Origin of the sequence: Candidatus Palauibacter sp. (genome assembly GCF_965237495.1) — a bacterium.
Taxonomy (GTDB): Bacteria; Gemmatimonadota; Gemmatimonadetes; order Palauibacterales; family Palauibacteraceae; genus Palauibacter.
Genome location: NZ_OZ250143.1, coordinates 634,176 through 657,317 on the forward strand (window position 1 = coordinate 634,176; position 23,142 = coordinate 657,317).

The following is a 23,142-nucleotide window of genomic DNA, read 5'->3' on the forward strand; positions in this document are numbered from 1 at the left end:
GTGACGCACGTGGACAAACTGGAAGGAATCGTCAGAGACGTTCTTGAGCAGCAGTTCAGGGGCGTGGTCTTCGACTCCGTTGAAATCCGCGGGGGCATGGACCATGACGACGATGGCGTTCTATACGTGCGGGTGGTTTTCCGGTCGGATACGCCTCTTGATGTGAACGCTCGTGTCGGCTTTGTCCGGCATCTTCGGCCCCATCTCAGGAGACTTCAGGAGGACCGTTTCCCGATCATGTCGTTCATTTCGGGTGACGATAGTTCTGAAATCGAAGCGTTGAATGCTTTAACTCATCGAGACGGCCTAAGGGGTTGGCCGGTGGCACGCCCTACAAACCCCGCCAAGCCGACCTGCGCTGTGCAGTCAGTGCAGCATACTACGCCCTGTTTCACTGTCTGATGCGGACGTGTGCGGACAGCTTCATCGGTACCGCCGGGGCGCAGCGGAGCGATGCCGCTTGGCGGCAAGTGTACAGGGCTCCGGATCATGGGAGCTGCAAGCAGAGATGCGCGCAGGTCGACAAGTTCGGGTCTCCACAGCGCATCCTCGATTTCGAGAATGTGTTTGTCGAGATGCAGGACAAGCGACATCGGGCGGACTGAGCAGATCAAGCGCTTCTCCCTCTCGGGGTCCGACGACATCCCGGAGGAGTACCGCCCTGGAACGAGATCCAACGGAGCCCGGTTCGAAACGTGACCCACCGCTGAAGTACCCACTCACCCAGGAGAATCGATCGGGCGGCGGTTCAGCGCAGCGCCGTCTCGAGCGGTTTCAGCCATTCGTCGAAGTGCGGGCATTCGGACCGCATCGTTTCGAGGCCGATTTTCGACGCGGCTAGGACGCCCATCAGCGGCTTCTGGTATCCGGGAACCAGCTTCGTGATCCGCTTCGATGGAGCCGTCTGCGGGGAGTCATCGATCTCCTCCGGGCCCGGGAAGGCATCCCGGATGGCTTGAAAGTCCGAAGCCAGAGTCTCTTGGCCGATCCCCTCCGCGAACCCTTGGCAATCGCTGCACAGGAGCGCCTCGAATTCATGGATCATGACGAACGGAATGAAGCGAGACGGGTTGAACGCGTGGCCCATTTTGCTCGTGACGTCGCGCAACAACTTCTCCTCGACGTGCGCCACGTTCTCGGGATACGGCAAGCCCGAAGCCGCGTCTCGACCGGGCCACGCCTCAGGCCCGCTCTGCGGGAGTCCGTAATAGTCCACCATCGTGGTGGCGAGAGATCCGTGATCTCCTTCAGGTGATCCGTGATCTCTTTCCGTACCACCTGCCATGACTTGACTCCGCCACGCCGACCACGCTGGCGAGCGTTGCCGAGAAGCCGCGCGCCGACTGAGGCGTAGCCGTGATCGTACAGATGAGGCGCGAGCAGTTCATTGACGAACTGCTCCTCAGTCTGACCCTCGACATGAACGATCAGCCGGGTCACCGGTTCGGATCTTCAGCCTGCCCGGGGGGACGGTCGTCCACCGAACTGATTTTTTTCCCAGAGCTGCCCCAGACTGTAGTCCTCTAACCAGCCGCTGAATTTCTCGCCCTCGAGTCGTTGGAGCGTCGTCGCGCCGCCAACCCGATCGGCCACCAGCACGTCTTCCGGTTCGAAGTGATCCAGCAGCACCGGCGACTGCGTGGCCACGATGATCTGCCCGTCGACTGACGCCTGCTTCAGCAGGGAGGCTAGCAGCGTTACGGCGTACGGGTGAAGTCCGAGTTCCGGTTCATCAAGGACCATCACCGATGGCCGCAGCGATGTCGGTTGAAGAAGCGCGGTGGCCAACGCCATGAACCGAAGCGATCCGTCAGACAGTGACGAAGCGTCGAAGTATGCATCCGACCCGGTGTGTCGCCAATCGAGTCGGATCTTGTCCTCGTTCAGCGCGAGGGGCCGGAGTACAAAATCTTCGAAGAACGGCGCCACCAAGCGCACCGTCCGCCGAATCATGTCGTACGCGCCCGCGTACCTTTCCCGCAGGAGGTACAGGAACGGTGCGAGATTCGAGCCGTCGTGGCGCAGTTGAAGATTGTCGTGCAGGTCGGCGTTCTTCTTGATTGCGGAAGTCGGGCTGGTATCGTGAAAATGGAATGTCTCCAGATTGGCCAGCCTATCCTGCAGGATGCCGAGGAGCCATTTGTTGCCGGGTTTCGACTCGATCTCGCCGAGCAGGTCGGTTCCGGTTGCCGTAATCAGCGGAAAGAGTCGGTCCTCGGCATCCGGATGCATCAGGATGCTGAAGTTCCCTTTGTCGTCGCCGAATCGGGCTTCGAACTTGACCTGCCGGGTTACCTTCGAACCGAAGTGAAGGAGCCGGTTCGCCCCCCCGGAGCGCTGTACGTATGCGTCGAGGCGCTGGCCCCTGGAGACGCAAAGCTCCATCAGTTTGAGCGCATCGAGGAAGTTGGACTTGCCCGAGCCGTTGGCGCCGATCAGAACATTAAGGGGTCTCAGCGGAAGATCCCTCAGAGCAGCGAAACTCCTGAATCCTTCGATCGTGATTGACCTGATCGCTGACATGGTTTGACTCGGTGGAGTTCGAAAGGCCGCTGGGGCCTACCCCAACGCCTTATCCAATCGGGTGGCGGGTATCGCCCGGCTGCTGGAGGTCAAGATAGGAGGTTTGGCCACCCAATCTGCACGAGACAGCGGCACACGACCGAGTACCGAGCCGATCCGGCCTACCAAATGACCTCTGGCTAACGCCCTTCCTTAGAGGCAGGATGTGCGCATGACAATTCGGATTCTCTCAAGAAACGACATCGAACGGGCCGTGGACGCGGCGGCGGCCGTGGACGCGATGCGGGTCGCGTTCGGGGAGTTGTCCGCCGGCCGAGCCGTGGTGCCCGTGCGGGGGCACGTCGAGAGCGCACGCGGGATCACGCTGCTCATGCCGGCGTTCCTCGGCGCCTCGCGGGGGCTCGGGGCGAAGATCGTGTCCATATTCCCCGACAATCCGGCCGTGGGCCAGCCGCCGATTCAGGGGGCCGTCATCCTCCTCGATGCGGAGACGGGACGGGCCCGCGCCCTCCTCGACGGGACATCGCTGACCGAGATCCGGACCGCGGCGGGGAGCGGCCTCGCCACCGAGTTGCTCGCGGATCCGGCGGCTGATGTCCTCGCCGTGTTCGGTGCGGGAGCGCAGGGGCGGGCCCATATCGAACTCCTGGCGGCGACGCGGTTACTCAGGGAGATCCGCATCGTCTCGGTCCCGCCCGAGGGCGCCGAGGCGCTGGCGGCGGTGCTCACGGCGAGGGCCGAGACGCTGGTCCCCCCCGGGGGCGGCCCTCCGCCCCGGGTCCGCGCGGCCGCCACCCCGGCCGAGGCGCTGGACGGCGCGAAGCTCGTCGTCACCGCCACGACGAGCGAGACGCCCGTCTTCTCCCCCGAACACCTCGAGCGCGGGGCCCACGTGAACGCCATTGGCGCCTTCCAGCCGCACACGCGCGAGATTCCGGGAGAAGTCGTCGCCCGCGCGCGGGTCGTCGTGGACCAGCAGGAAGCGATCTGGGAGGAAGCCGGCGACCTCATCATCCCCGTGGAGGAAGGCCTCGTCGGACGGGACGTGATCCACGCCGAACTGGGAGAGATCGTGAACGGGGACGCCGCCGGCGGCCACGCCGGCTTCGACTTCACCCTCTTCGAGTCGGTGGGGAACGCCGCTCAGGACGTGGCGATCGCCGAGGCCGCCCTCGCCCGGGCCGAAGCGCTCGGCCTCGGCTCCGTCGTCCCCTTCTGAAGCCATGAACGTCCGGGGCTTGAACCTCGGGGGCCTTGCGTCGCGATGACTGAAGCGACGTTCCACGGCGCGCTGGTGTGGGCGATGTTCGCGCTGGCCGCGGTGACCTTCGCGATTCTGCTGCGCCTGAAGGCGCCCTACGGCCGCCACTACTCCGGGAGCGGCTGGGGACCAGACATCCCGAACAGGGTCGGCTGGATCGTCATGGAACTCCCGGCGCCAGCCCTCTTCGCCGTCGTCTACTTCATGGGAGAGTCGGCCGGGGCGCCCCTCCCCCTGATCTTCCTCGGCCTGTGGCAGTTCCACTATCTGCATCGAACCTTCGTCCATCCCCTCCGTACGCGGACGGCGGGGAAGAGGATGCCAGTCGTCGTGGCGGCCTCCGCCTTCACCTTCAACGTGACCAACGCGTATGTGAACGCGCGCTGGGTCTCGGAGATCGGCACGTACGATCTCGGGTGGCTGGGGGATCCGCGCTTCCTGGCCGGAGTGCTGGTCTTCGTCGTCGGCTTCGCCATCAACAACCATTCCGACAACATCCTGCTCGGACTGAGGAAACCCGGCGACACCGGCTATTCGATCCCGCACGGCGGCGTCTTTCGCTACGTTTCCTGTCCCAACTACTTCGGGGAGCTTCTGGAATGGGCCGGCTGGGCGCTGGCGACGTGGTCGCTCGCCGGACTGGCCTTCTTCGTCTACACGGCGGCGAACCTCGTGCCGAGAGCGCTCAACCACCACGAGTGGTACAGGGCGCGCTTCGAAGACTATCCCGACGACCGAAAGGCCGTAATCCCCGGGCTGCTCTGACCAGGCGCGCAGCACACTCCCATCCATCGTTGACATGTGGCGCACATGAAATCATGTTACGTGCATGGCAAAGATGCTGCAGATTCGCAACGTGCCGGATGACACTCACCGCCGGTTGAAGTCCCGCGCCGCCCTCGCGGGCACGTCGATGTCGGACTACGTCCTGCGGGAGATCCGACACTCGCTCGAGAAGCCCACCCGTGAAGAGTTGTTCGCGCGGATCGCCCAGCTCCCGCCGATCGAGCTTGATCCACCGGTGAGTGACGTCCTGCGGGAAGAGCGGGAGAAGCGCTGAGTCGGTGTGAGGGTTGTTCTCGACGCATCCGTCGTCATCGAACTTGTCCTGGGTACGGAGCCCGGCGTCCAGATCCGGGACAGGGTGGCCGATCCCCGGATCTCGCTGCACAGCCCCGAACTCGTCGACCTCGAAGTCCTGAACGTCCTGCGGCGCTACGAGCGGACGGGAACCGTCTCGCCGGACCGCGTCGCGGAGGCGTTCCGTAACCTGCTCGATCTCGATCTCGTGCGGCACGGCCACGGCGTGCTGCTGGAGAGAGTCTGGGCGCGCCGCCGCAACCTCACGGCGTACGACGCCGCATACGTCGCGCTGGCCGAAATCCTCGACGCTCCGCTACTGACCACGGACGGACGGCTGGCGAGAGTTCCGCGGCTCCCGATTGCCGTCGAGGTTTTCGCCCCCTCCACCCCAGGTTCGCCCACCTGATCCGAACCTCCGGGATCGACTTGGCCATTCCTGATCGTCAGGACCGTTCCGGAACCGGGATTCCGTAGCGCTCCAGCGTCTGCTTCACCGTGGGGCGGCCGACGCGGACGCGGTCGTCGTCCAGCAGGTAGGAGAACAGGTAGCCCGCGCCCAGCATGAGGATCCCGATGAGGAAGCAGTACATGACCGCCCGGTCGGGATAGGAATCCTTCAGATACCCGACGCCCAGCGGGCCGCAGATCCCCGCCGCGGCCCACGCCGTGAGGATCGCGCCGTAGACCTTCGACATGATGCGCGGGCCGTAGATGTCGAGGATGAAGGAGGGCATGGTCGCGAACCCGCCCCCGAAGCAGAGCAGCACGTAGCACACGAGCGCCGAGAACAACCACGGGTTGGACTCGGTCATGAGGACGCCGAACACGACCATCTGGCTCGCGAGGAGGATCCTGAACACGGCCACCCGCCCGATGCGGTCGGACAGCCAGGCCCACAGGATCCGTCCCAGTCCGTTGCACACGGAACTCGCGGCGATGAGCGTCGCCCCGTACTCCGCCAGGACCACCGGTTCGATGCCGGGATCGGACAGCCCCCACACCTCCTGCAGGAGCTCGGACTGGAAGCTGATCACCGAGATGCCGGCGGCGATGTTGAAGAAGAACACGATCCAGATGATGACGAACTGGCTCGTACGCAGGTACTTGCCCACGCTCCCGGGCTGCTTCCACGCCGCCACCTGGGCGGCCGGCGGGTCGTCGATCACCATGCTGCTCGGGATCAGGATGCAGGCGAAGACGATCCCCAGCCACAGGAAGACCTGCGCCAGATCCCCCTCCGTCTGCAGGACCAACAGCGGCGCGAGCCCCTTGCTCAGGAGGAGCGCGCCGATGCCGAAGCCCATGACGACGATGCCCGTGACCAGCCCTTTGCGGTCGGGAAACCACTTCGCGGCTGTCGTGACGGGCGTCACGTACCCCATGCCGATCCCCGCCCCGCCGACGACGCCATAGCCGAGGTAGAAGAGCAGAATCGAGTCCAGGCGCAGCGCGAAGCTCGCGATGATGTATCCGCTCGCGAACATGGTGCTTCCGATCAGCGCGAGACGCCGAGGTCCTACCTTGGGCAGCAGCTGGCCGGCCCAGGCCGCCGACATGCCGAGCGAGAAGATCGCGATGCAGAAGGCCAGCGACCCCTGCGTGAACGTCCACCCCGACTGTCGGACCAGTATCGTCTGAAAGAAGCTCCAGGCGTATACCGTGCCGAAGCAGACCTGCAGGACGGTGCAGAAGAAGGCGATCGCGACTCTGGGCGCCTTCCACCCCTCGGTGGTCACCTCAGTCCGCTCCCGAAGTCGTTTCGCCCTTCACCGCGTGCAACATGAGGCGGGCCATCTCCCCGATCTCGTCGTCGCGCGACAGGATCTTCAGGTCCCCCGCAGCGTCTCCATCGCGTCGAGCCAGCCCCACCACGAACGCGAGCAATTCCTCCAGCGGCGTGACCGCCAGCTTCACGAACCAGATAGACCCGAGGATCCCGAGTATGAGAATGATGCAGATGAGATAGATCTGCTGGCCGGTGGCCCTCTGGATCTTGAGCCGCACCACGTCGAGGTCCATCCCCACGTGGACCGTGCCCGCCACACCGGCCAGGATCGGGCTTCCGACCTCGACGAAGTCCCCCATCCCGGACAGGCTGCGCTCGACCGGCTCGGTCGCGAACGGGTCGCCCTCGCGGATCACCTGCGGGACGCCGGGCACGAACGTGTGGGCGAGGATCTCGCCGGTGTCGCTCGTGATGTAGATGTAGCGGATGCTCTGGATCTCAACGAACTGGTCGATGAGGGATTGCAGCGTGGCGAGGTTCCGGTTGAGGAGGATGTCGACGCTGGAATCGGCGATGTTCTTGGCGATGTTCGCGCTGTTGCTCTCGTACTCCTCGGACAGCTGGCTGGAGACGGTTCGGATGGAGAGCGTGGATGTCGAGAACACGATCGCCCCGAACAGCACGAAGATGCCGAAGCGCGTCTTGCGGAAGAGTTTCCGGATCCGGATGTCGTGCGGCTCTGGCTGCGTCACGCGAACTTGGCTTCCCAGTCGCTGAGGGTGACGAAGCGGCCGTCCTCGACGACCGTGTAGTAGACGGACTGGAGTCCCTGCCGCCGGTCGGGCCCGAACGACACCCGCTCGCCGATCCCCAGATCGTAGTTGCGCACCGAGAAGACCGCGTCGTTCAGCTTCCCGCGCTCCGGCGTGCCGTCGATCCGCCGCAGGATCTCGGCCAGCAGCTTCGCATCCAGGTAGCCCTCGAGGCTCACGAAGCTGTTGGGGAAGGCGTCGTACGATTCCTTGACGAGTTCCTCCGGCACCTGCGGGTCGTAGCGCGCCATCAGCTCGCGGTACTCGGGCACGGCCGGAATCGAAGTGTCCTCGTAGCTGGGCACGACCTGCGAGTTCACGAGCCACGGCGTGTAGTACGCCGGATCATCCTCGTTCGCGTCCATGAGCAGCTGCAGCAGGTTCTCGCTTCCGACGAAGGAGAGGTTGGCGATGGGCACGTGCAGTCCCAGATCCATCGCGTCGCGGGCGCAGGCGGCGCACGCCGCGTAGGCGCCCACGCAGATCACCGCGTCGGGGGAGGCCTCCTGCAGGATCTCGACCTGCGCCCTCATCACGGAGGTGAACTGCGTTCCCCGGCTGTAGGTCGCCTCGCCGGCGATCGTTTCGCCATGCCGGGCCAGCGCCGCCCGCACCCCGGCCCACCCGCTGCGTCCGTACGCATCCGCCTGATAGAAGACCGCGATCCGCCGTCGCCCGATGCGGACGAAGTTGTCCACGAGGCCGGCCGTCTCCTGGCCGTAGGAGGCGCGCAGGTTGAAGGCGAACTCGCCGTAGGGCGGCTCCCGCTGCGGTTGCGCGCCCGTGAAGGGGAAGAAGATGTACATCTGCTGGTCCTGGAACTTCTTCAGCAGCGGCAGCACGCGGGTGACGGTCGGCGTGCCCACGTAGCCGAACAGGAGGAACACCTCGTCCTCCAGCATCAGCTTGAGCGTGTTCTCCACGCACGGGTCGGGCTGGTAGCCGTCGTCGTAGAGCTTGAGCACAATGCGGCGGCCGTTGACGCCGCCCCGCTCGTTGACCTGACCGAAACAGGCCAGGGCGCCGCGGTAGAGTTCGGTGCCGAGTCCCCGCGACGGGCCGGAGAACGCCGCCGATACCCCGAGGACGATCTCGTCGTCCGGCTGGCGGCGGCGTCGTCCGCTCCAGCGCAGGCCGGGCGCGAGCGGGAGGGTGGCGGCGCTGAGCGAGGAGGCAGCGAAGGGCGCCCCGAGGAGTCCCGCGACGCCGGCACGGACCACGGAGCGACGCGTCAGCGGCCCGCCGGCCGGGGGCGGGCTCTCGCCGTCCGGGTCCGGCGGTCGGCGGGGAGATTCCTTCCCGCTGTCTCGTCCGGACACGCTGGTCTCCCTGAGTCCGTCGATTCCCACCCGCATAGCGCAGACCCGCCTGTCATGATCATCGACCGAACCGGCAACGGAGTTTATTCCGAAACAGATTCATGTTCAACCGGGCGGCGCCGAACGCCGTCGGCGCGCGGTCGATCCCGGGCCGTGGAGTCGATAGGTTGCCCCCATAACTCGGCGGTTCGTCGTCTCCATGAGGTCCATCATGTCCAACCTTCCCGGTCTCGAATCCGGTCGCGACTCATATGGCGCCCGCGCCTCGCTGGACGCCCCCGGAGGCCCGATCGCGATCCGCGCCCTGCGGACGGTCGCCGCCGCCACGGGGAGCGACCTCGCGCGCCTGCCCTTTTCGATCAAGGTCGTGCTCGAGAACCTCCTCCGGCACGAAGACGGCCAGTCCGTGACGGCCGACGACATCGCCGCCATCGCGAACTGGGACGCGCAGGCGACCCCGGGGCGGGAGATTTCCTTCCGGCCGGCGCGCGTCCTGCTGCAGGACTTCACGGGGGTTCCCGCCGTGGTGGACCTGGCGGCGATGCGCGACGCGATGGCCGACCTGGGAGGCGACCCGGCCTCGATCAACCCGCTCATGCCGTGCGAACTCGTCATCGACCACTCGGTGCAGGTCGACTCGTTCGGGACGCCGCGTTCGCTCTTCATCAACTCCGAGCGGGAGTTCGAGCGGAACCACGAGCGCTACGCCTTCCTGCGCTGGGGCCAGACGGCGTTCGACAACTTCAAGGTCGTGCCGCCCGAGACGGGGATCGTGCACCAGGTGAACCTCGAGTACCTGGCGCGCGTCGTGTTCGACGAGACGACCGGGGGCGGGCGGGTGGCCTATCCGGACACGGTGGTGGGCACGGACAGCCACACGACGATGATCAACGGCCTCGGCGTGCTCGGCTGGGGCGTGGGCGGCATCGAGGCCGAGGCCGCGATGCTGGGCCAGCCGCTCTCCATGCTGGTGCCGCGGGTGCTCGGGTTCCGGCTGCACGGCGCGCTCCCCGAGGGGGCGACGGCGACCGATCTCGTGCTTCGGGTCACGGAAGTCCTGCGCGGGACGGGGGTCGTCGGGAAGTTCGTCGAGTTCTACGGGCCCGGTCTGGCGGGGCTCTCGCTCGCCGACCGCGCCACGCTGGGCAACATGTCACCCGAGTTCGGCTCCACCTGCGCCATCTTCCCGATCGACGCCGAGACGCTTTCCTACCTCCGCTTCACCGGCCGCGCGGAGCCGCACGCCGCGCTCGTCGAGGTGTACGCCCGGGCGCAGGGGCTGTTCCACGACGCGGACACCCCGCCAGCGGAGTACAGCGATCACGTGGAGCTTGATCTCTCCACGGTCGAGCCGGCGATCGCGGGCCCGAAGCTGCCGCAGCAGCGGGTGCCGCTGTCCGAGAGCAAGCCGCGGTTCCTGAACGCGCTCGAGACGCTGAAGGGCCCCGGCGCCGGGGGTGGCGCCAGCGCCCCGGCGGCGGGCTGGTCGGACGGGGCGGGAGAGGGCGGCGTGGCCGTCGCCGAGGCGCCGGCGGGCGTGGCCGTGCGGCTGACGAACGAACAGGGAGAGGCGCACGAGTTCGCGCTCCACGACGGCTCCGTGGTCATCGCGGCGATCACCAGCTGCACGAACACCTCGAACCCATCCGTCATGGTGGGGGCGGGCCTCCTGGCCCGGAACGCCGTCGAGTCGGGCCTCAAGCAGCGTCCATGGGTGAAGACGAGCCTTGCCCCGGGCTCGATGGTCGTGACCGAGTACCTCAACGAGGCCGGCCTCATGCCGTACTTCGAGCAGCTCGGCTTCCACGTCGTGGGGTACGGCTGCACGACCTGCATCGGGAACAGCGGACCGCTCCCGGCCGAGGTCTCGAGCGCGATCCGCGAGAACGATCTCGTCGCCTGCTCCGTCCTCTCCGGGAACCGCAACTTCGAGGGCCGCATCAGCCCCGATTCCCGCGCCAACTACCTCGCTTCGCCACCCCTCGTGGTCGCGTACGCGCTGGCGGGCCGGATGGACATCGACCTCTACGCCGAGCCGCTGGGGACGAACGACCGCGGCGAGGAGGTGTTCCTGCGAGACATCTGGCCCAGCCAGGACGAGATCAACGAGGCCGTCCGCACCTCCGTGAAGACGGAGATGTTCCAGGCCAGGTACTCGGAGGTGTACGCGGGAGACGAGCGCTGGAACGCGCTCGACATCCCCACGGGGGACCGCTTCGCATGGGACGAAGTCTCGAGGTACGTGCGGCAGCCGACCTTCTTCGCCGGCATGTCTCGGGAGGCGTCCGAGCCCGTGGACATCGAGGACGCGCGCTGCCTCGCCCTGCTCGGTGACTCGGTGACGACCGACCACATCTCCCCCGCAGGTTCCATCGCCATGAATTCACCGGCCGGGGACTACCTCCGCGCGCACGGGATCGCCCTGCGCGACTTCAACTCGTACGGGGCCCGGCGCGGGAACCACGAGGTGATGATGCGGGGGACGTTCGCGAACATCCGCCTCAGGAACCTGATGGTGCCGGGCGTCGAGGGCGGCTTCACCGTCCATGTCCCGAGCGGCGAGCAGCTGTCGATCTTCGATGCGGCCATGCGCTATCGCGAGGAGGGGACGCCCACGATCGTCATCGGCGGCGCCCTCTACGGCTCGGGATCGAGCCGCGACTGGGCGGCCAAGGGTCCGTTCCTCCTGGGCGTGAGGGCGGCGATCGCGGTCAGCTACGAGCGCATCCACCGTTCGAACCTCATCGGCATGGGGATCCTGCCCCTCCAGTTCCGGGATGGGGAGACCGCCGGGAGCCTGGGTCTCACCGGGAACGAGACGTTCCGCATCAACGGGATCGCCGACGGGCTGCGGCCGAAGGACCTGATCACGGTGACGGCGAGTTCGGACGACGGGTCGGAGACGCGTTTCGAGGCGATCGCCCGGCTCGATACCGAGGTCGAGGTGGACTACTACCGCAACGGCGGGATCCTGCAGACCGTCCTTCGGCAGCAGCTGGAGGCGTAGCGTGCTCCGCCGCCCCGAGGGCGCCCTCGGGCCCGCGACGGACACGCGCTGATGGATCCGGCGCTCGCCGTCCTCCTTCTCTCGTCGATCGCGGCGGCGATGTCCACGGCCGGCGTGCTCCCCCTCGTGCGCAGGCCGCACGTGCCCCGTCTCACCATCGGCTGGGCGCACGCGCTCGCCGCCGGCGCGATGCTGGGCGCGGCGTTCGTCCTCATGACCGCGACCCTGGACCGGAATCTGGATGTCGCCGCGCTGGGCGCACTGCTCGGGATTTCCTTCGTCCGCTTCACGCACATGGCCTCGGGCACGGAGGACCTCGATCTGGACCGGGTGGATGAATCGAGTGAGACGTACGGGTACAAGGTGCTGCTCGTGAACGCGTTTCACTCCGCGTCGGAGGGGGTCGCGATCGGGGCGGCCGTCATGGTCAGCCTTCCGTTCGGCGTGTTCGTCGCGCTCTCCATGGCGGTGCACAACGTGCCCGAGGCGACGGCCCTGGCCGCTGTGCTGCGCGCGCGCGGCGTGCGTCTGCGGCACGCCGCTGGCCTCGCCGTGGTGAGCAACGTCCCCCAGATCCTGATGGCGGTCGTCGCCGTCGCCCTGATTCAGGCGGCGCCCTCGCTCCTGCCGTGGGCGCTGGGGTTCGCGTTCGGGGCGCTCGTCTACCTCGTACTGGCGGAGCACCTGCCCGAGTCGTACCGCAAGGCGGGTCCTACGACGATCGCGCTCGTCACCATCGTCGCCATGGGGATGGTCGTCCTCATCGGTGGCGGCAGCGGGGGCGGGGGAGGGTGAGGGTGCGCCCCCTGATTTCGCTGATGCTCTTGGTCGCCGCGGCTCCCGTCGCGGCCCAGGGACCAGGTCCCGGAGACGTGTTTCGGGACTGTGCGCACTGCCCGCGGCTGGTTGTGATCCCCGCGGGCGCGTTCGAGATGGGATCTCCGGCGACGGAGGCGGACCGGTGGGAGGACGAGGATCCACGTCACCGGGTGGAGATGTCGGCGCCGTTCGCGGTCGGGGTCTACGAAGTGACCTTCTCCGAGTGGAGGGCCTGTGTGTGGGCGCTGGCCTGCGAGCGTGAACCCGACGACTGGGGTTGGGGCAGGGAAGATCGCCCCGTCATCAGCGTGACCTGGGACGAGGCGCAGCAATATGTCGCCTGGTTGTCGCGTGAGACCGGACAACACTACCGACTGTTGAGCGAGGCGGAGTGGGAATACGCGGCCCGTGCGGGTGCGGAGACGGCGCGGTACTGGGCGGAGACGGAAGCCGGTCAGTGCCGGTATGCGAACGGCCGGGACGAACGGGCCCCGTGCGCGGACGGGCACGAACAGACGGCGCCCGTGGGTTCCTATGAGCCGAACGCCTTCGGTCTGTACGACATGCTGGGGAACGTCGCGGAGTGGACCCAGGACTGCTGGCATGACAGCTACGCGGGCGCGCCCAGCGACGGAAGCGCGTGGGAGTTGCCTGGGTGCATCGAGCGCGTACTGCGGGGAGCGGCGTGGGTCGACGGCCCGGCCTTCCTCCGCCTCGCCTTCCGCACCAGGAACTCGGCGGAGGTCCGGTATCCCAACTACGGTTTCCGCGTCGCGCGGACGATGAACTGATGCAGACGCCGGATCCGTGGGTCATTGTCGGGTTGTACGGGCTCATCACGGCGCTCGCCACGGGGCTGGGCGCGATCCCGTTCGCCTTCGTCCGGAACGTGTCGCCGCGGGCCGTCGCGGTGTCGAACGCGCTCGCCGCCGGGCTCATGCTCGGGGCCAGCTTCGGCCTCGTGGCCGAGGGGACGGCGCACGGGAGCTGGCAGACGCTGCTCGGCGCGGTGATCGGCGTCGGGTTCATCCTCGTCACGCAGCGGGCGCTGGAAGGACACGACCTCGAGATCGGTTCCGTCCGCGGGGCGGACGCCCGGCAGATGGCGCTCATGGTCATCGTCATGACCGTCCACTCCTTCTCGGAGGGGGTGGCGGTCGGCGTCTCGTTCGGTGGCGGGGTGACGCTGGCGACCGTGATCACGGTGGCGATCGCGGTACACAACATCCCCGAGGGGCTGGCGATCAGCGCCGTGCTGCGGCCGCGCGGCGTCTCGGTGTGGAAGTGTGCCGGCTGGAGCATCTTCTCGTCGCTCCCGCAGCCGCTGATGGCGGTGCCGGCGTTCCTCTTCGTCGAGGTGTTCCGGCCGGCGCTGCCCTACGGGATCGGCTTCGCGGCGGGCGCCATGGTGTTCATGGTGCTGGTCGAACTCCTCCCGGAGGCCTACGAGACCGAGAGGAAGCCGGCCGTGGCGCTGCTCGTGAGCCTCACGCTCGTGGGGATGGTCCTCTTCCAGCGCGCGCTCGGCTGATCCGGGAGCCACTCTGAAACGTTCCCGCGGACTGATTGGATGAGTGACGTAACTCGTGATTCAAGAAAATTTTACCATTCACCTTTGGTGCTCTACCCCCCATTCTGCCCACCGCGCAGAGACGGATTCCTTTGCACCCTCTCGATCGTCTACGGACAGCGGCGATCCGGGATCGTCACGGATCAAGGATGCCTGGGTGCGAGCAGCTGGACGAGGGGAGAACGCCGCATCAGGTAGTCAAGGCGGGAATCCGGCAACCGAAGAAATCAACCCAGAAGGAGGTGAAGACCGCAGCCTGACGCGCTGACCTCGGCGAGGCCGGGTGTCAGGTGATTACCGTACTTGTACACCCAGAGGCACCGATCTCTCCGCCCACTCACAGGACGACCTCGACGCCGTCGCCCGGCAGCTCAACGGCCGCCCTCGACAAACCCTCGGCTGGCTGAAACCATGCGAGGTCTTCGCCAAGACCGTTGCGGTGACCACTTAAGACCGCCCCGCAAATGTACAATCCGTAGGATCGGGCGATCAGGTCGTAAACCGGGCCACTCGCCTAGAGCCCTCGTTACAATTCCCCGAAATTGCAGAGCTGCATCGATCTATTCGAGTAGTAGATGATGCGCGATAAATGCGGCTACCGGACAACAACCTTGCGGGAGACGTGGATGACGTTGGCGGGATTCTCGCGTTGCTCGTACGGATAGCGGATCCCGTCCAACCCGACCACGGTGACCCGCGCGATGCCTGGCGCAGCGAAGTGCAGATCGACTGTACGTATCGGGGCGGCGAGAAAATCCGGGCAGCTACCAGGACCGAAATAGCGCTTGTAGGGGGTGATTGTCGCGTGGAGACCATCAACGTCGATCCGTGTTCGGCCCTCTTCCAGAAGACAGGTGTGATACGTTTGGACGGTCACTGGGAACAACTCGTTCACGTTCACGGTATCGGGCGTCGTCACCGCACTTGTGTCGTACGGCCATCCTGACCCCGCCATAACGAGAGCCGCCATCACTTCTTCATCGCCCGGCCTGAACAGCTCCCCGCAGCCGGCCGTGAGACCGGCTGCGAGGGCTATTGCAACGATTCGGTTCATCTCGGCTCATCTCCGTCTTCGTCCGCTACGGCACGATGCACATGGATTGGAACTGCCCACGCCAAGTGTTCATCACCCTCAGTGTTCATTGCACCAAGGTCTTCCTCAATGTTCGCGATTGGCGAGTAGAACACCAGCCCCTCCAAGTCGTCCTCGGAACTGGTTCCAGCGTCACCGATCCGACCGACATGCGCACCAAACAGCTTCTCGTTCGATCCGTGGAAGATCGGCGCGCCGCTGTCGCCTCCGTATCGAGGATAGTTCGCCACGTTCTGGCAGCGGATCGCGTAGTTCGTCTGACTGTTGGGCCAGCCGTAGATGTCGACGCAATCATGCTGGACCCGACCGTGGCTGCGACCACCGAACTGGCCGACCTTGAACAGATACTGACCATCGACCTCACCACCTTCGTATCGTACTACGTAAAGGCTGTCACCGCCTGCGTGCTTGTGTCGATAGGCGGTAACGGGGAACGGATCGTCAGTTTCGTCATTCGTGTTGATTCCAACCGTAGTCGCTATCCATCCACGTACGAAACGGTCATCGTCCGTATTCTTGCCGAACAGCGCTACGTCCGCCCATCTGCAATCAGCCGCGGCGCCGGGACCGCCGCCCACCGTACAGGTTCGCGTTGGATCCGCGATCTCATACCCGAGACGGTCCGCCGCGTTGGTCGTGGACTGGTATAGCGGCGTAGTCGTATCCAGATCAGCAAATCCGTCCACGTCGCAATGCGAGGATGTCACGTACCGTTGATTGCCGCTCATCGTCACGCCAAGCCAGAGCGTACAGCGGTCTTCGTCCGTCTCGCCGTGACGCACCATGATGCCGCCGAGTGTCTGCGGGAACCGCTCACGAAGCGTATGGTCGTCGGATTGCGATTCGCCGGGATACGGTTCGGCGGTGCTTCGGTCCGGGTAAGCGCGCCCCACCACCACCACACGAATGCCATCGTCCGGGATACCGTTTGTGCGTGCCAGATTCTTCGCGGTCGTCACGGCTGCGGAATTCACCACGCCGACCAGCAGCTTGTTGTTCGCTTGGTCGATATCAAGAAACGTCACAACGCCCAACGAGTAGAACTGGCTCGTCAGCCCTTCTTTCCAGTTGAGAAGCTGGCTGAACGGACGGGAGACCTCCACGTACCGAATCGTTCCGCCCGCGTTGCCGATCTTGTCGTTCAGCTCCGTGTGGGCAACGGCTAGAACATCAGTTTTCTTAGTCGTGTCCGTGAGGGCCACGACCACGTTACCGTCGTCGTCCATCCAATAACCACCGAACTCCGATACGGATCCACTGATCTCGCTGAATCGCTTATCGGAGCCCAGTAGTGTGCCGATGGTCACATCTAGCCATGATGGGTTCAGTGACGGGTTCAACGGCATCGGTCACCGCAAATGTGGGAACATCAATCTGCGGTTCTGGACCGGCGAGGTCGGTGTCGTTGCTACATGCTTCCTCAATCAGCACGATGCCGAGTACGACCAGAACAGCAACCATCCCACGCAGCGGCCGGAGCCGCCGTCCCGCAACATCTCGCTGCTTCTCCATCGTACCACTCCCGCGTTGAAGTGAACATCTACGGCGCAGCACCTCTGCCAATGGGGACCTTCTTCCGCGCTCCCAGCTTTCGCGTTCCCCAGCCGCTCGCTGGTCTTGCGGGCCGCGCCGAGCCGTTCAGAACCGGCACTCTCAACCTCGCAACGCACGCCGGCCCTCAATAGAGGGAAAACCCTTGAATTCGTGAGGGAAATTCCCCTCAAGCCATACCGGGAAAACCCTTACATGCGGATTCCGAGCGCGAGATCATCGCGAGGGTTTAGAGCGGCCAACGCGGCGGTCGGGAGAATGAGAGGTCGCCCGCGTAACAGGTCAGCGGTCGTATGGGTTGGCGGCCCCCCCGTGCGGGGTGCCGTAAGGGCCTATCAGTCCGTGGTAAAAGTCGGGATGTTCCGCGCCGGCATTGATGGCTGGATTGTGGCCGGGACAGGAGTGGCCAGTCAGTCGGAGGTGGGCGATGGCGATGGGGCGGCGGAGGGGCGGGCGGCAGAAGGCGCTGTTCGTGGCGGCGGAGAGGATCCGTGCTCCGGGACACCCGTTCTACCGGGCTCTGGAGGGGCTGTTGGCTTCGGCGGGGTTCGACGGGTGGTGCGAGGAGACGTGCGCGGCGCACTACGCTCAGCGGCTGGGCCGTCCGAGCATCCCGCCGGGGGTGTACTTCCGGATGCTCGTGGTGGGGTATCTGGAGGGGATCGGATCGGAGCGCGGGATCGCGTGGCGGTGCGCGGAGTCTCTGTCGCTGCGGGAGTTTTTGGGTTACGAGCTGGATGAGAACCCGCCGGACCACTCGACGGTATCGCGGACGCGGCGGCGCCTGCCGGTGGAGGCGCACGAGGCGGTGTTCGCCCGGGTGCTGGAGCTGCTGGAGGAGAGCGGGCTTCTGAGCGGCAAGACGCTGGGGATCGACTCGACGACGCTGGAGGGGAACGCGGCGATGCGGTCGATCGTGCGGCGGGACACGGGGGAGGGATACCAGTTGTTCCTGGAGGGCTTGGCCGAGGCTTCGGGGATCGAGACGCCGAGCCGGGCGGATCTGGCGAAGCTGGACCGGAAGCGGCCGAAGAAGGGGTCCAACGATGACTGGGAGCACCCGCACGATCCGGACGCGCGGATCACGAAGATGAAGGACGGGCGGACGCGCATGGGCCACAAGCTGGAGCATGCGGTGGACATGAGCTCGGGGGCGGTGTGCGGGCTGACGGTGCAGCCGACCGTGGGGGGCGACTGCGCCTCGCTGCCCGGGACGCTGGATGAGGCTTGCGGGCAACTGGCGCGGGTGGGCGTGGAGGTTCGGGAGCTGGTGTGCGACAAGGGCTACCACTCGAACGCGACGATGAAGCGTCTGGCGGGGCTCGGAGTGCGGAGCTACGTGAGCGAGCCGAACCGGGGTCGTCGGAGCTGGAAGCGGGACCGGGCCGCGCGGAAGCCCACCTACGCCAACCGGCGCCGGGTCCGGGGCGCCCGGGGCAAGGGCCTGCTGAGAGCGCGGGGGGAGAAGCTGGAGCGCGCCTTCGCCCACATGCTCACCACCGGCGGCATGCGCCGGACGCACCTTCGCGGGCACGAGAACATCCGCAAGCGTCTGCTGGTGCACGCGGCCGGGTTCAACCTCGGGCTCCTGATGCGGCACCGGTACGGCTACGGCACGCCGAGGAGTCTTCAGGGCAGACGTGCGTCCACGCTTCAAACGGGAGGCCTCCGGGTCGCTTTTTCGGCCCTTTTCCGGCCGAAATCGCGCGTTTTCGGCCACCCGGGACCCGTCGAGGCCCGGATATCACTCCGACGACGCCCCGGCCGCGCCGGCGCAACAGTCCGCCGACACTTTGCCGAGGTCATATTCCGTGGCCCGCAGCGCGGTTTTGCCACGGCCTGCTAGCGCTCGCCTTCGGTCCGCAGGAGCCCGGCCTCAAGAGCGAAGCGCACGACGTCGCGCCGATTGTGGAGGCCGAGCTTGGCCTTGGCGCGGGCGAGGTAGCCCTCGACGGTCTTGGGACTGAGACGCATCTCCTTGCCCGTCTCGCTGGCCGAAAAGCCGCTCGCGTACAGCTCGATCGCGGTAACCGCGCGCGATGAGAGCACGTCGGGTCCCGGCTTGTGGTTCGAGGCGCCATGCGCCTTCCGCCGCGCGAGCAAGGTGGCCGCTTGCTGGGGCAGGTAGGTGTGCCCGCGCGCGACGGCTTCCACGGCCCCAATGAGATCGGTGTCGGCGGCGGATTTGTTCAGAAAGCCCGCCGCGCCGGCGTTCAGGGCGGGTACAAGGTACTCATCTTCGTCGTGGATCGTGACAACCAGGACCTTGGCTCCGAGTCCAAGTTCGGTCACGCGCCGCGTCGCCTGGACTCCGTCCATCCCGGGCATCGCCAAGTCCATGATGACGATGTCCGGCTCCAGGGTCCGGGCCTTCTCCACCGCTTCCTCCCCGGACGATGCTTCGCCCACGACCTCCACCCGCTCGGTGGTCTCGAGCAACGCCTTCAGGCCGGCACGCACCACCGGGTGGTCGTCGACCAGCAGCACCCTCACCACCGTTCCGAATCCCCCCCGTCTTCCGGACCCATGATCGGCACGGCGGCCCGAACCGCGGTTCCCTTGCCGGGGGAGGTCCGCACGGTAACGTCGCCCCCGACGAGCGCGGCCCTCTCACGCATGGCGACGAGGCCGACGTGACTCCCGTCCGGTTCCGCGACGGAATCCCGCAACTCGAACCCGCACCCCTCGTCGCGAATCTCGGCGATGACCGCATCGCCCGTCGACCGGAGTGTCACCGTGGCTTCGTTCACCCGCGCGTGCCTCGCCGCGTTGGTCACGGCCTCCTGAACGATCCGATACAGGGCCAGCGCAGCGGCCGCGTCCACTTCGTCGTCACCCGATCGAGGCTGGCGTTGACCTCGAATCCGTACATATCCCGGATGTCGCGAAACACCGAACCGAGAGCGGCGGAAAGACCCTGATGATCGAGTGCGGGGGGAAGCAGCTCCCGAATCATCCGCTTCACCCCCAGGATTGTCTCATGGATCTCGCCGGCGACCAGCGCCCGCATCCGCTCCCTGTCCTCCTTGCTCGTCTCGTCCGCCAGCAGCTTCACCCGGATCTTGAGGGCCACGAGGGACTGGAGGAATCCGTCGTGAAGCTCGCGGGAAAGACGTTTCCGCTCGTTCTCGGCCGCCGTCACCATCATCTTGGACACGCGGCGCATCCGCTTCCAGCCCGCGATGTCACGGACCGTGCAGATCACGTGTTCCTTACCGGATCCCCGTTTCCCGGGGCTCAGACTGATCTCCACCGGGATCGTCGTGCCGTCCTTGCGCAACGCCGACAACTCGAGGCCCTGTCCCATGGGCCGCGCCCGCGGCGCCTGGCCGTAGCGTCGGCGGTGCTGCTCGTGCCCACTGCGACTGGAGGCGGGAACCAGCCGTTCCACGCCGGAACCCACCATCTCCTCTCGGCTCCATCCGAACATCGCGAGCGCCTGAGGGTTGATGTCCCGGATCACCCCGTCGGGGTCCACGATAAGCGTCGCGTCCGGCGATGCCTCGAAAACGGCTCTGTAGTCCCTGTCGGTAAGCACGACAATCCGGTTCGACGAAGTGAGGTCGGCAAGGTGGGCGCGGGAGATCAGTAGCCGTCGGCCTCCCACGTGGCAAGGTTCCTATCCCAAGAGCGAGCCCGTTGCGCCCTCACGAAACACCATGGCGCGTCGGGGTCTCACGAAGCCTGAATCGACCATCCGGCATTAGGCGGCCGATTCCTGGAAGGAGGCAGGTGTCGATACGTACCATGTTCCCGTCAAGGACCTCGGTAATCACTCTCGAAGGAAGTCTTCGGCGAACGGGCTCCCGTGGAGGGGCCGGGCCGTCGCCATCCAAGACCCCAGGGCAAACGGCCCCCGGTCAACCGCGTCGAGCAGTATTCCTGGTTCCATCGTCGGTGGAAGCACCTGAGACGACCCGGAGCGTGCGGTCGTGGATGGCAGAGTCGGGCGTCCCGGCGGAAGTCGCGGAGGCCTGACTCGCCCAAGTTCCCAGGGAGCCAAGTTGTTCAGGCGTATCAGCAATCCGACCTGCTGACACGCCCCGCCGAGGTTCTCCAAGCCTGGAGCGATCGCGTCACATAGCTTTGGCAGCTGTGCGGGCTTGATCGTAGCTCCTTTGGAAGGCGGCGGAGGCCAATCTTCTTCCGGGACGACGCTGGAAGCCTTCGGAAATCGCCTCGATTCGGGCTGTTGACACGGCTTGGACTGGACCTCTCCGTGTACGGCATGGAGACTACACCGACCCGAGATTCTCACCGCCAGAGGCCGTCCGTCGCGCTTGCCGGGGGGCTGTCTGGCACCCTTCCGGTGGCTAAGCCAGCCTACGCAGTGTTGAACACTGCGGCTGGCGAGGGGGTGGCTCCGCCCCCCTTAGACCCCCCGGCTTGTCGCGCCGCTGCCGCGGCGGTAGGCGGGCGCGGTGCGCCGCCCCCCGAACCCCGCCGCCGGTGCGTCCGTGGCTGAGTGCCGCACCGTGATGGTCGCCGCCCGCGTCACGCCGGCGGAGCGCGCCGCCTGGCAGGAAAAGGCGGCGGCCGCCGGCGTCTCTCCGTCCGAACTGCTGCGGCGGGCGATGGCGCGGACGCGGACGTGGACCGCGCCGGCACGCTCCGCCGAGCGCGAACGCACCCGTCAGATCGCGCGCATCGGCAACAACCTGAACCAGCTCGCGCGCTGGGCGAACACGTACGCCTCGGCGACCGAGGCCATCTCGGTGATCGCCCACCTGGTGTCGTTCGAGCGGTCGCTGCTCGCCCTGGCCCGCTTCGACGGAGACGGCGGCGATGCACCTTAAGTTCCTCCCCCACGGCAGGGGCTCGGCCCGGGCAGCGGTCGACTATCTCGTCGGCGAGCGGGACGCCGAAGGACACAGGCGCGAGGGCGTCCAAGTGCTGCGCGGGAATCCGGACATGGTGGCCGCCGTGGCCGACTCGCTCGACTTCGAGCGCAGGTATACGTCGGCCGTGATCGCCTGGGCGCCGGAGGACCGGCCGGCCGAGGAACAGATCGAGGCCGTCCTCGACGAGTTCGAGAAGACCGCCTGGGCGGGATTGGAGCCGGACCGCTACGCCTGGACGGCGGTCGTGCACCGCGAGCGCGGCGGCGGCGTCCACGCGCACGTCCTCGCCGCCCAGTGCGACCTCCAGACGGGCCGGAGCCTCAACATCGCGCCCCCGGGCTGGCAGAGGACCTTCGATCCGCTCCGCGACGCGTTCAACCACGAGCACGGCTGGAGCCGCCCGGACGACCCGGCGCGGGCGAGGGCGCAGCAGCCGGGCCACCTGGCCTTCATCGAGGCCTCGAAACTCAGGGCCGGTCTCGAACACGAAGCCGACCCGCGCGAACTGATCCGCGACTACCTCGTGCAGCGCGTCGAGCACGGCGCGGTTGGGAGCCGCGCCGACGTGGTCTCCGCCCTGGAGGACGTCGGCTTCGAGGTGCCGCGCCGAGGCAAGAACTACCTGACCGCCCACGATCCGGACAGCGGCAAGCGGTGGCGGCTGAAGGGAGAGCTGTATGAGCACGACTTCCACCCCGAACGACTTGACCTCCCGGCTGCGGCACCGGATGGAGACCGACCGGCAACAGATCGAGGAGACGGCCGCGCGCGAGTTCGAGCGGCTTGGCGAGAACTTGAGCGCCGTCGCGAGCGGCGCGCTGCGTTCCATCGAGGCCGATACGGAGGAGGCGACCGGGAGGATGCGCGATCTCCTGCTCAAGGCGTGGCTCCGGCCGCTGCTGGTCGGCCTGAGCCTTTTTCTCGGTATCAGCGGCGGCAGTTGGGCGACGATGCACTGGTTGTGGAGGAGCATCGAACTCCGGATCGAGACCTTGGCGACGCTGAACCGGCAGATCGAAGAGGCCCGCTGGACAGTGGACGAGATCGAGGACACGACTTGGGGCGTGACGCTCAGAGAGATCGACGGGGAACGGTTCGTGGTGCTGCCGGCCGGCTCACTGGAGTATCCGCCCTGGACCGTGCGCGGTCGGCCTGCCGTGAAGCTGTCGAGAGAGTGAGGGAGCTGTATGACCGCGTTAGAGGAGCAGTTGACGAACGCCTTGGTGAGGTTGTCCGCGCAGTACGAGATGGAACAGCGGCGGCACGCCGAGCTGGTCGAAGCCTTGCAGCGGCAAGTCGAGCGGCTGGACGGGCGGGTGACACGCTTGGCCGCGGACTACGGGACGCTCGCCGCGACGTTGCGCGGGCGCTGGAGCTGATGCGCCAGCCCCAGCGAGACCGCGACCTTGGGCCGAGCCGGTAGGGGCTTTATACACCTCGCTCCTCACCGCCACGAGCGTGCCCCGACTCACCCGTCACGGTTATCTTCGGACGCAATGAATGCTGTCCATACGAGAGAACCTTCCGCGACGGATCG

General features: G+C 66.5%; 24 protein-coding genes and 2 pseudogenes. 16 read left to right on the plus strand and 10 right to left on the minus strand.

Annotation, left to right across the window (positions count from 1 at the left end):
* Positions 1-9: 9 nt before the first annotated feature.
* Positions 10-402: a hypothetical protein gene (locus tag ACPXY0_RS02610; protein WP_423928203.1), complete on the plus strand. Its 393-nt coding sequence runs from the start codon at positions 10-12 to the stop codon at positions 400-402.
* 346 nt (positions 403-748) lie between these two features.
* Here ACPXY0_RS02610 and ACPXY0_RS02615 read toward each other — a convergent pair whose 3' ends face one another.
* Together ACPXY0_RS02615 and ACPXY0_RS02620 are read right to left on the minus strand one after the other, a co-directional pair.
* The gene (locus ACPXY0_RS02615) at positions 749-1,285 is read right to left on the minus strand and encodes a DUF4276 family protein (protein WP_423928205.1); all 537 of its coding nucleotides are present in this window, start codon (positions 1,283-1,285) and stop codon (positions 749-751) included.
* A 167-nt stretch (positions 1,286-1,452) separates the two neighbouring features.
* On the minus strand, positions 1,453-2,523 hold the full coding sequence (locus ACPXY0_RS02620) for an AAA family ATPase (protein WP_423928207.1): 1,071 nt from the start codon (positions 2,521-2,523) through the stop codon (positions 1,453-1,455).
* 211 nt (positions 2,524-2,734) lie between these two features.
* Between ACPXY0_RS02620 and ACPXY0_RS02625 the strand changes: the two genes are divergently transcribed.
* The 4 genes from ACPXY0_RS02625 (at position 2,735) to ACPXY0_RS02640 (ending at position 5,273) form a co-directional block, all read left to right on the plus strand.
* Entirely contained in the window at positions 2,735-3,742 is a 1,008-nt protein-coding gene (locus tag ACPXY0_RS02625) for an ornithine cyclodeaminase family protein (protein WP_423928209.1), read from the plus strand.
* A gap of 45 nt (positions 3,743-3,787) precedes the next feature.
* Positions 3,788-4,549: a DUF1295 domain-containing protein gene (locus ACPXY0_RS02630; protein WP_423928211.1), complete on the plus strand. Its 762-nt coding sequence runs from the start codon at positions 3,788-3,790 to the stop codon at positions 4,547-4,549.
* 64 nt (positions 4,550-4,613) lie between these two features.
* Complete coding sequence (locus ACPXY0_RS02635; protein WP_420461735.1) at positions 4,614-4,844, plus strand: FitA-like ribbon-helix-helix domain-containing protein; 231 nt, start codon at positions 4,614-4,616, stop codon at positions 4,842-4,844.
* A 6-nt stretch (positions 4,845-4,850) separates the two neighbouring features.
* Positions 4,851-5,273: a type II toxin-antitoxin system VapC family toxin gene (locus ACPXY0_RS02640; RefSeq protein ID WP_423928213.1), complete on the plus strand. Its 423-nt coding sequence runs from the start codon at positions 4,851-4,853 to the stop codon at positions 5,271-5,273.
* Between the two features lie 37 nt (positions 5,274-5,310).
* On the opposite strand, the gene ACPXY0_RS02645 is transcribed toward ACPXY0_RS02640, so the two are convergent.
* From ACPXY0_RS02645 to ACPXY0_RS02655, 3 genes are read right to left on the minus strand one after another with little or no spacing between them, the layout of a single operon-like run.
* Positions 5,311-6,603, minus strand: a complete 1,293-nt coding sequence (locus ACPXY0_RS02645; RefSeq protein ID WP_423928215.1) for an OFA family MFS transporter — start codon at positions 6,601-6,603, stop codon at positions 5,311-5,313.
* A 1-nt stretch (position 6,604) separates the two neighbouring features.
* Positions 6,605-7,345: a hypothetical protein gene (locus tag ACPXY0_RS02650; protein WP_423928217.1), complete on the minus strand. Its 741-nt coding sequence runs from the start codon at positions 7,343-7,345 to the stop codon at positions 6,605-6,607.
* Positions 7,342-8,724, minus strand: coding sequence for an ABC transporter substrate-binding protein (locus ACPXY0_RS02655; protein ID WP_423928219.1), 1,383 nt, complete (start codon positions 8,722-8,724; stop codon positions 7,342-7,344). Before ACPXY0_RS02655 ends, ACPXY0_RS02650 begins: the two co-directional genes overlap by 4 nt.
* Positions 8,725-8,935: 211 nt before the next feature.
* Between ACPXY0_RS02655 and acnA the strand changes: the two genes are divergently transcribed.
* The 5 genes and pseudogenes from acnA to ACPXY0_RS02680 all read left to right on the plus strand — a co-directional run.
* Positions 8,936-11,731 carry an aconitate hydratase AcnA gene (acnA, locus tag ACPXY0_RS02660; protein WP_423928221.1) on the plus strand — a complete coding sequence of 932 codons (2,796 nt, stop codon included), beginning with the start codon at positions 8,936-8,938 and terminating at the stop codon, positions 11,729-11,731.
* Between the two features lie 51 nt (positions 11,732-11,782).
* The gene (locus ACPXY0_RS02665) at positions 11,783-12,526 is read left to right on the plus strand and encodes a ZIP family metal transporter (protein ID WP_423928223.1); all 744 of its coding nucleotides are present in this window, start codon (positions 11,783-11,785) and stop codon (positions 12,524-12,526) included.
* A 2-nt stretch (positions 12,527-12,528) separates the two neighbouring features.
* A complete protein-coding gene (locus ACPXY0_RS02670) occupies positions 12,529-13,341 on the plus strand; it encodes a formylglycine-generating enzyme family protein (RefSeq protein ID WP_423928225.1) in 813 nt (270 codons plus the stop codon).
* On the plus strand, positions 13,341-14,081 hold the full coding sequence (locus ACPXY0_RS02675) for a ZIP family metal transporter (RefSeq protein ID WP_423928227.1): 741 nt from the start codon (positions 13,341-13,343) through the stop codon (positions 14,079-14,081). Before ACPXY0_RS02670 ends, ACPXY0_RS02675 begins: the two co-directional genes overlap by 1 nt.
* 346 nt (positions 14,082-14,427) lie before the next feature.
* Positions 14,428-14,571, plus strand: a pseudogene (locus ACPXY0_RS02680) (IS30 family transposase); the annotation flags it as partial.
* Between the two features lie 144 nt (positions 14,572-14,715).
* Here ACPXY0_RS02680 and ACPXY0_RS02685 read toward each other — a convergent pair.
* Entirely contained in the window at positions 14,716-15,174 is a 459-nt protein-coding gene (locus ACPXY0_RS02685; protein WP_423928229.1) for a hypothetical protein, read from the minus strand.
* Positions 15,171-16,439, minus strand: a complete 1,269-nt coding sequence (locus tag ACPXY0_RS02690; protein ID WP_423928231.1) for a hypothetical protein — start codon at positions 16,437-16,439, stop codon at positions 15,171-15,173. Before ACPXY0_RS02690 ends, ACPXY0_RS02685 begins: the two co-directional genes overlap by 4 nt.
* Positions 16,440-16,506: 67 nt before the next feature.
* Between ACPXY0_RS02690 and ACPXY0_RS02695 the strand changes: the two genes are divergently transcribed.
* Complete coding sequence (locus ACPXY0_RS02695) at positions 16,507-16,749, plus strand: hypothetical protein (RefSeq protein ID WP_423928233.1); 243 nt, start codon at positions 16,507-16,509, stop codon at positions 16,747-16,749.
* 442 nt (positions 16,750-17,191) lie between these two features.
* Positions 17,192-18,610, plus strand: coding sequence for a transposase (locus ACPXY0_RS02700; protein ID WP_423928235.1), 1,419 nt, complete (start codon positions 17,192-17,194; stop codon positions 18,608-18,610).
* On the opposite strand, the gene ACPXY0_RS02705 is transcribed toward ACPXY0_RS02700, so the two are convergent.
* Genes ACPXY0_RS02705 through ACPXY0_RS02715 form a run of 3 tightly spaced genes read right to left on the minus strand, consistent with a single transcriptional unit; the run spans position 18,607 to position 20,302 of the window.
* Positions 18,607-19,257: a response regulator gene (locus ACPXY0_RS02705; protein ID WP_423928237.1), complete on the minus strand. Its 651-nt coding sequence runs from the start codon at positions 19,255-19,257 to the stop codon at positions 18,607-18,609. The genes ACPXY0_RS02700 and ACPXY0_RS02705 overlap by 4 nt on opposite strands.
* Positions 19,254-19,541: an ATP-binding protein gene (locus ACPXY0_RS02710; protein WP_423928239.1), complete on the minus strand. Its 288-nt coding sequence runs from the start codon at positions 19,539-19,541 to the stop codon at positions 19,254-19,256. The genes ACPXY0_RS02705 and ACPXY0_RS02710 overlap by 4 nt, the downstream gene beginning before the upstream one ends.
* Positions 19,538-20,302, minus strand: a complete 765-nt coding sequence (locus ACPXY0_RS02715; protein WP_423928241.1) for a PAS domain S-box protein — start codon at positions 20,300-20,302, stop codon at positions 19,538-19,540. The genes ACPXY0_RS02710 and ACPXY0_RS02715 overlap by 4 nt, the downstream gene beginning before the upstream one ends.
* Positions 20,303-21,221: 919 nt before the next feature.
* On the opposite strand from ACPXY0_RS02715, the gene ACPXY0_RS02720 reads away from it, so the two are divergent.
* The 4 genes and pseudogenes from ACPXY0_RS02720 to ACPXY0_RS02735 all read left to right on the plus strand — a co-directional run bounded on the left by ACPXY0_RS02720 (position 21,222) and on the right by ACPXY0_RS02735 (position 22,984).
* Positions 21,222-21,560: a MobC family plasmid mobilization relaxosome protein gene (locus ACPXY0_RS02720; RefSeq protein ID WP_423928243.1), complete on the plus strand. Its 339-nt coding sequence runs from the start codon at positions 21,222-21,224 to the stop codon at positions 21,558-21,560.
* A 115-nt stretch (positions 21,561-21,675) separates the two neighbouring features.
* A pseudogene (locus ACPXY0_RS02725) lies at positions 21,676-21,987 on the plus strand (relaxase/mobilization nuclease domain-containing protein); the annotation flags it as partial.
* A 295-nt stretch (positions 21,988-22,282) separates the two neighbouring features.
* The gene (locus ACPXY0_RS02730) at positions 22,283-22,783 is read left to right on the plus strand and encodes a hypothetical protein (protein WP_423930765.1); all 501 of its coding nucleotides are present in this window, start codon (positions 22,283-22,285) and stop codon (positions 22,781-22,783) included.
* A gap of 9 nt (positions 22,784-22,792) precedes the next feature.
* Positions 22,793-22,984, plus strand: coding sequence for a hypothetical protein (locus tag ACPXY0_RS02735; protein WP_423930767.1), 192 nt, complete (start codon positions 22,793-22,795; stop codon positions 22,982-22,984).
* Positions 22,985-23,142: the final 158 nt, after the last annotated feature.

Excerpts from the sequence above, each read along its gene's own strand:
- ACPXY0_RS02730 (WP_423930765.1), top strand. The coding sequence starts at position 22,283 with ATGAGCACGACTTCCACCCCGAACGACTTGACCTCCCGGCTGCGGCAC.
- acnA (WP_423928221.1), top strand. The coding sequence starts at position 8,936 with ATGTCCAACCTTCCCGGTCTCGAATCCGGTCGCGACTCATATGGCGCC.
- ACPXY0_RS02615 (WP_423928205.1), bottom strand. The coding sequence starts at position 1,285 with ATGGCAGGTGGTACGGAAAGAGATCACGGATCACCTGAAGGAGATCAC.
- ACPXY0_RS02620 (WP_423928207.1), bottom strand. The coding sequence starts at position 2,523 with ATGTCAGCGATCAGGTCAATCACGATCGAAGGATTCAGGAGTTTCGCT.
- ACPXY0_RS02635 (WP_420461735.1), top strand. The coding sequence starts at position 4,614 with ATGGCAAAGATGCTGCAGATTCGCAACGTGCCGGATGACACTCACCGC.
- ACPXY0_RS02630 (WP_423928211.1), top strand. The coding sequence starts at position 3,788 with ATGACTGAAGCGACGTTCCACGGCGCGCTGGTGTGGGCGATGTTCGCG.
- ACPXY0_RS02700 (WP_423928235.1), top strand. The coding sequence starts at position 17,192 with ATGGCGATGGGGCGGCGGAGGGGCGGGCGGCAGAAGGCGCTGTTCGTG.
- ACPXY0_RS02625 (WP_423928209.1), top strand. The coding sequence starts at position 2,735 with ATGACAATTCGGATTCTCTCAAGAAACGACATCGAACGGGCCGTGGAC.
- ACPXY0_RS02675 (WP_423928227.1), top strand. The coding sequence starts at position 13,341 with ATGCAGACGCCGGATCCGTGGGTCATTGTCGGGTTGTACGGGCTCATC.
- ACPXY0_RS02735 (WP_423930767.1), top strand. The coding sequence starts at position 22,793 with ATGACCGCGTTAGAGGAGCAGTTGACGAACGCCTTGGTGAGGTTGTCC.
- ACPXY0_RS02685 (WP_423928229.1), bottom strand. The coding sequence starts at position 15,174 with ATGAACCGAATCGTTGCAATAGCCCTCGCAGCCGGTCTCACGGCCGGC.
- ACPXY0_RS02690 (WP_423928231.1), bottom strand. The coding sequence starts at position 16,439 with ATGGACGACGACGGTAACGTGGTCGTGGCCCTCACGGACACGACTAAG.
- ACPXY0_RS02665 (WP_423928223.1), top strand. The coding sequence starts at position 11,783 with ATGGATCCGGCGCTCGCCGTCCTCCTTCTCTCGTCGATCGCGGCGGCG.